This window comes from Massilia sp. CT11-108 (genome assembly GCF_047302915.1).
GTDB lineage: Bacteria > Pseudomonadota > Gammaproteobacteria > Burkholderiales > Burkholderiaceae_D > Telluria > Telluria orientalis.
The window spans coordinates 1-5,855 of record NZ_JBKYMO010000365.1 but is presented as its reverse complement, the minus strand read 5'-3'; the positions used below and the strand labels follow the sequence as shown (position 1 = coordinate 5,855).

Below are 5,855 nucleotides of genomic sequence, written 5' to 3'. Positions count from 1 at the left end.
TCATCGTCAGCTTCACGGTCAGCAGCAGGAAGACGGCGGCCGTGCCGGCGGCCTGGTCCAGGCTCGAGGCGATGGCGCCGATCTGGCGTTGCGAATAAATGTCGCGCACCGTGACGTGGGCGAAGCGCGGGTCGGCGCGCAGTGCCGCGGCGAGGCGGGCGGCGAAGAACGAGTGGCCGCCCAGGTCGCTGAAAAAGTCCAGTTCGCGGCGGATCGGCTGGCCCGGGAACAATTTCTCCAGCGCGGCGAACAGCGCTTCCTCGCCCGGCGTTTCCGCCACGTCCGATTCGGCCGGATCGCTCGGTAGCGGGGCCGACAGGGCCATCGCCTTCAGCGCCTTGCGGTCGATCTTGCCTGACGTCAGGCGCGGCATCACGGACAGCTGTTCGAAGCGGCTCGGCACCATGTACGGCGGCAGCTTCCCGGACAGCGCGCGGCGCAACGTGGCCGGTGCGAGCTGTTCCCGCGTCGCGCCGGCGGCCGGCACGAGGTAGGCGACGAGGCGGTCGATGCCGTCGTCCTTGCGCAGCAGCACGGCTGTCGTGCCGACGCCGTCCTGTTGCGCGAGCTGGGCCTCGATCTCGCCCAGTTCCACGCGAAAACCCCGGATCTTGACCTGGTCGTCCGTGCGGCCCAGGCACACGACCTGGCCGTCCGGCTCGATGCGCGCGAGATCGCCCGTGCGGTACAGGCGCGGATCGTCCGGTCCCGCGCTCCACGGGTTCGGGAGGAATTTCTCGGCCGTCAGGTCGGGGCGGCCGAGGTAGCCGGCCGACAGGCCCGGGCCGACGATGCACAGCTCGCCCGTGTCGCCGCGCGGCAGCAGTTGCAGGCCCTTGTCGGTCTCGGTGGAAATGACCAGCAAACCGTAGTTCGGCAGCGGCGTGCCGATCGTGATCAACCGGCCCGGCTCCAGGCGCGCGAGGCTGGCCGACACGGTCGCTTCCGTGGGGCCATACGTGTTGAACATCTGGCGGCCCGGCTTCGAAAAACGCTCGACCACCGTTTCCGGACACATTTCTCCGCCCAGGTTAATGATGCGCAGGCTGGGCACGTCGTCCGCGAACAGGGCGAGCAGGGTCGGCACCGCGTGCAGTACGGTGACGCCATTCTCCGAAAGCAGGCGCGGCAGCGCCTCCGGATCGCCGGCCGTCTCCTTCGGCCCGAGCCACAAGGTGGCGCCGACGAGGTAGGAAATCCAGATTTCTTCGAACGACATGTCGAAGGCGACCGAAAAGCCCTGGTAGACGCGGTCGGTGGCCTTGACGCCCAGCACTTCGTTCTCGCTGCGCAGGAAGTGGCAGATGCTGCGCTGGTCGATGAGGATGCCTTTCGGCTTGCCCGTCGAGCCCGACGTGTAGATGACGTAGGCGGGGGCGTCGCCGTCGACCTTGCTCCGGCGGCGCAGTTCGTAGCCGTCGGGCGCGGGCGCCAGCAGTGTTTCGGCGGTGTGGATCGGTTGCGTCACGGTGCCGAGACGGTCGCGCATGCGCTCGCTGCTCACGAGGGCAGGGGAGCCGGCGTCGTCCATGCACACGAGCAGGCGCTCGACGGGCGTGTCCTCGTCGACCGGCAGCCAGGCGGCGCCGGCCTTGGCGATCGCCGCCTGCATGACGAGCAGGTCGATGCCGCGCGGCATCCACAGGCCGACGATATGGCCGGGCCGGATGCCCGCGTCGATCAGGCGCGACGCGGCCAGGCTGGACAGGGCGTCGAGCTCGCGATACGTGAGGCGGCGGTCGCCGGCGATGAGGGCCGGCTGGTCCGGTGCGCGTGCCGCGCTTGCTTCCAGCAGGTCGGCCAGGATCTCGTCGCGCAACAGCTCGGGCTGGTGCGGGCCGTACAGGACATCGGGGTGCCGTGTCAGAGGAGAGATATCGTTCATCGACGGCTATCTTGGGGTTGGTTGAATTTCATCAAGACACAAAATGCAAACCTGGCAGCCACATCCGCGCAGGGTACTCCATTTTAACGGCCGGGCGGCGCATGTGTTCATTACGCCCGTGTTCATCAGCCAATCCGTCATTTTTGATCTGGATCAAGGATTTAGGCGGACCAGATTTCATAAAATTTCCAAAAAACAATATTTCCTCACTAAAAGCCAGGAGCCACGCTTGCGTACCAACCTACCCGTCACGGGCATCGAATACCCGGTGCATGACGGCCAGTCCATCGTGTCCAAGACGGACACCAAAGGCCGCATCACCTACGTCAACCCCACGTTCATCGAAGTCAGCGGTTTTACCGAAGATGAGCTGATCGGCAAGGCCCATAACATCGTCCGCCACCCGGACATGCCGCCTGCGGCGTTCGCCGACCTGTGGCAAACGCTGCAGGCGGGCGAACCGTGGACAGGACTCGTGAAAAATCGTCGAAAAAATGGCGATTTCTACTGGGTCGTGGCAAACGTCGTGCCCATCAAGCAGGAAGGGACGACGGTGGGCTACATGTCGGTCCGCACCCGTCCCGCGCGCGACCAGGTCGAACGCGCCGAAGCGATCTATCAACGCCTGCGCGACGGCCGGGCCGAGGGGCTCGCGCTCCGCCGCGGCGCCGTCGTCCGCACCGCGTGGTGGGCGCGCCTGCTGGACCTGCGCACCTTGCCGCTGGGCCGGCGCCTGGGCGTCATGATGTGCACGCAGGCGCTGCTGATGGGCGTGCTGGCCTGTGCCACCCAGGCCTGGGGCTGGCGCCTGCTGGCGCTGGCCGGGGCGGCGCTGACCCTGCTGGCCTGGGCCGAGCTGCACCGGTCCATCGTGGCGCCCATGCACCGGGCGCTGGAGGCCGTCCACGCGCTGGCCGGGGGCGATCTGTCGCGCCCGCCCGCACGGGGACGCGACGACGAGATGGGCCGCCTGCTGCTCGCGCTGCGCCAGTTGAACATCAACCTGACGGCGATCGTCGGCGACGTGCGCACGGGCGTCGGCGCGATCCATGCGGCCACGCGCGACATCGCGACGGGCAACCACGACCTCGCACGCCGCACGGAGGCGCAGGCCGCGAGCCTGGAGCAGACTGCCGCGAGCCTCGCCCACATCGCGGCCAAGGCGGGCCAGAACACGGACGGCGCCGAGCGCGCCGACAACCTGGTCGGCGAAGCCTCCCGGGTGGCGGGACGCGGCGGCGCGGCCGTGCTGGAAGTCGGCACGACGATGGGCCAGATCAGCGGCTCGGCCACGCGCATCGTCGACATCATCGGCCTGATCGACGGCATCGCGTTCCAGACCAACATCCTGGCGCTGAATGCCGCCGTGGAAGCGGCGCGCGCGGGCGAACAGGGGCGCGGGTTCGCCGTCGTGGCGGGCGAAGTCCGCAGCCTGGCCCAGCGCTCGGCGGGCGCGGCGAAGGAAATCAAGGCGCTGATCGAGGATTCCGTGCACCAGGTCGGGCAGGGCAACGAGCTCGTCGACGCGGCGGGCCAGACGATGCGCCAGGTCGTGGGCGCCGTGCAGGACGCGGCCGCCATCATGGGCGACATCACGGCGGCGTCGCGCGCGCAGAACGAGGGCATCGCGGAAGTGAATGGGGCGATGGTCGAGCTCGACGGCATCACGCGCGAGAACGCGGCCCTCGTGGAGGAGTCGGCCATGGCGTCCGCCAGCGTGGCGGAGCAGGTGGGCCATCTGGGACAGGTATTGTCGGTTTTTAAACTTGGACGTCGGTAACACACTGGCCTCGGTGATTTTTGATGCAAGTCAAGGATTTTGCGACCCCGCCTCAATAGACTCATCTTGTATGTTCACGCCGCAGGCCCAGGAGTTTCCCCGATGTTAGATGCAGTTTCCGCATTCCAGCCCGTCGTCGAGTTCGACGCGGACCTGATCGCCCGGCTGAGCCGCAACGGTCCCCGCTATACGTCGTATCCGACGGCGGACCGCTTCACGGAATCGTTCGGCTACCGCGATTTCCTGCACGCCGTGGCGGACCTGCGCACGCGCGGCGGCGGCAAGCCGCTGTCGCTGTACCTGCACATTCCGTTCTGCGACACCGTCTGCTATTACTGCGCCTGCAACAAGATCGTCACGAAGAACCGCGAGAAGGCGGCGACCTATCTCGCTTACCTGAAACGCGAAGTCGAGATGCAGGGACGCCTGTTCGCCGGCATGAACGAGGTCGAGCAGCTGCACTTCGGCGGCGGCACGCCGACTTACCTGTCGGACGCGCAGATGGCAGACCTGATGGCGCACCTGCGCCGCTGCTTCCGTTTCGCGCCGGATGCCGTCGGCGAATACTCGATCGAGATCGACCCGCGCACCGTATCGGCGGCGCGCGTGCACGGCCTGCGGCGCCAGGGGTTCAACCGCATCAGCGTCGGCGTGCAGGACTTCGATCCGGACGTGCAGCGCGCTGTCAACCGCATCCAGCCCGAGGCCGCGACGCGCGCCATCATCGCGGCTGCGCGCGATGCGCATTTCCGCTCCGTCAGCATCGACCTGATCTACGGCCTGCCGAAGCAGACGCCGGCCACGATGCGCACGACGCTCGACAAGGTGATCGATGCGGCGCCGGACCGCATCGCCGTGTACCACTACGCGCACCTGCCGCACCTGTTCAAGCCGCAGCGCCGCATCATTGAAGCGGACATGCCCGACAGCGACACGAAGCTGCGCATGCTCCAGCTGTGCATCGAACGCCTGACGGCCGCGGGCTACGTGTATATCGGCATGGACCATTTCGCCCGGCCAGACGACGACCTCGCCGTCGCGCAGCAGCAGGGCCGTCTGCACCGCAACTTCCAGGGCTATTCGACGCATGCCGACGCGGACCTCGTCGCATGCGGCGTGTCCGCCATCGGCGCGGTCGGGGCCACATACAGCCAGAACGTCAAGACGCTGGACGCCTATTACGATGCGCTCGACCGCAACGAGCTGCCGGTGGCGCGCGGTGCGCGGCTGTCGATGGACGATGCGCTGCGCCGCACGATCATCCAGAAGCTGATGTGCCAGTTCGAGCTGTCGATCAGCACCATCGAACTCGCGTTCCCGATCGCGTTCCACGCCTATTTCGCCCGCGAGATGGCGCAGCTGGCGGAACTGGAGCGCGACGGCCTCGTCGAACTCGCGCCGGACTGGATCAGCGTCACGTTGAAAGGGCGCCTGCTGATCCGCAACGTGTGCATGGTGTTCGACCGCTATCTCGCCACGCGCGGCCCGGCCGCGCATTCCAGGACGGTGTGACCCCATGAACGTCGCGCTCCTTCCCGTCTTCGTGGTAGGCCTGCTGGGCAGCGTCCACTGCGCCGGCATGTGCGGCGGGATCGTGGGCGCGCTGTCGGTGGCGCCTTCCGTCGGACGGGTCATCCCCGTGCGGGTAGCGACCAGGCGGGCGCCCGTCGCCAACGTCCTTGCCTACAACGCGGGGCGGATCGGCAGCTACATGGTCGCGGGCGGGCTGGCCGGCGGCTTCGCACAAGGCGCGCAGGCGCTCGCCAGACTGCCGGCGCTGCAGGCAGGCGCGTACTGGCTCGCGAACCTGATGCTGGCCGCGCTGGGCCTCTACCTGATGGATGCGTGGCGCGGCCTCGCGCGCCTGGAGCAGGGCGGCCGCTTCGTGTGGCGCGGCGTGCAGCCCCTGCTGAAAAGAGTCGGGCCGCTGGACCGGCCCGCGCGCATGTTCGTCGCGGGCGGCCTATGGGGCTGGCTGCCGTGCGGGATGGTCTACAGCGTCCTGGTCACCGCGATGCTGAGCGGTTCCGCCCTCCACGGCGCACTCGTGATGCTGGCGTTCGGCCTCGGCACCCTGCCGATGCTGCTCGGCCTGGGCCTGATGGGCGCGCGCCTGCGCGGCTGGCTCGCGAGCCCGCGCGTGCGGGTCGCGTGCGGCGTCCTCGTGCTGGGCTTCGGCCTGCTGGGCCT

Annotated in this window: 4 protein-coding genes; 3 read left to right on the top strand and 1 reads right to left on the bottom strand. The window is 68.2% G+C overall.

Going from position 1 to position 5,855, the window contains the following annotated elements; translation table 11 throughout:
• Nucleotides 1–1,885: amino acid adenylation domain-containing protein (locus ACEN88_RS22945; RefSeq protein WP_413343343.1), on the bottom strand; the 1,885-nt coding region annotated here is incomplete at its 3' end.
• 229 nt (nucleotides 1,886–2,114) lie between these two features.
• Here ACEN88_RS22945 and ACEN88_RS22940 point away from each other — a divergent pair.
• The 3 genes from ACEN88_RS22940 to ACEN88_RS22930 form a co-directional block, all read left to right on the top strand.
• Nucleotides 2,115–3,665, top strand: coding sequence for a methyl-accepting chemotaxis protein (locus tag ACEN88_RS22940; protein WP_413343341.1), 1,551 nt, complete (start codon nucleotides 2,115–2,117; stop codon nucleotides 3,663–3,665).
• A 102-nt stretch (nucleotides 3,666–3,767) separates the two neighbouring features.
• Nucleotides 3,768–5,177, top strand: a complete 1,410-nt coding sequence (gene hemN / locus ACEN88_RS22935; RefSeq protein WP_413343340.1) for an oxygen-independent coproporphyrinogen III oxidase — start codon at nucleotides 3,768–3,770, stop codon at nucleotides 5,175–5,177.
• 4 nt (nucleotides 5,178–5,181) lie between these two features.
• Nucleotides 5,182–5,855 (top strand): sulfite exporter TauE/SafE family protein (locus ACEN88_RS22930; protein WP_413343338.1); only part of this gene is annotated, 674 nt, incomplete at its 3' end.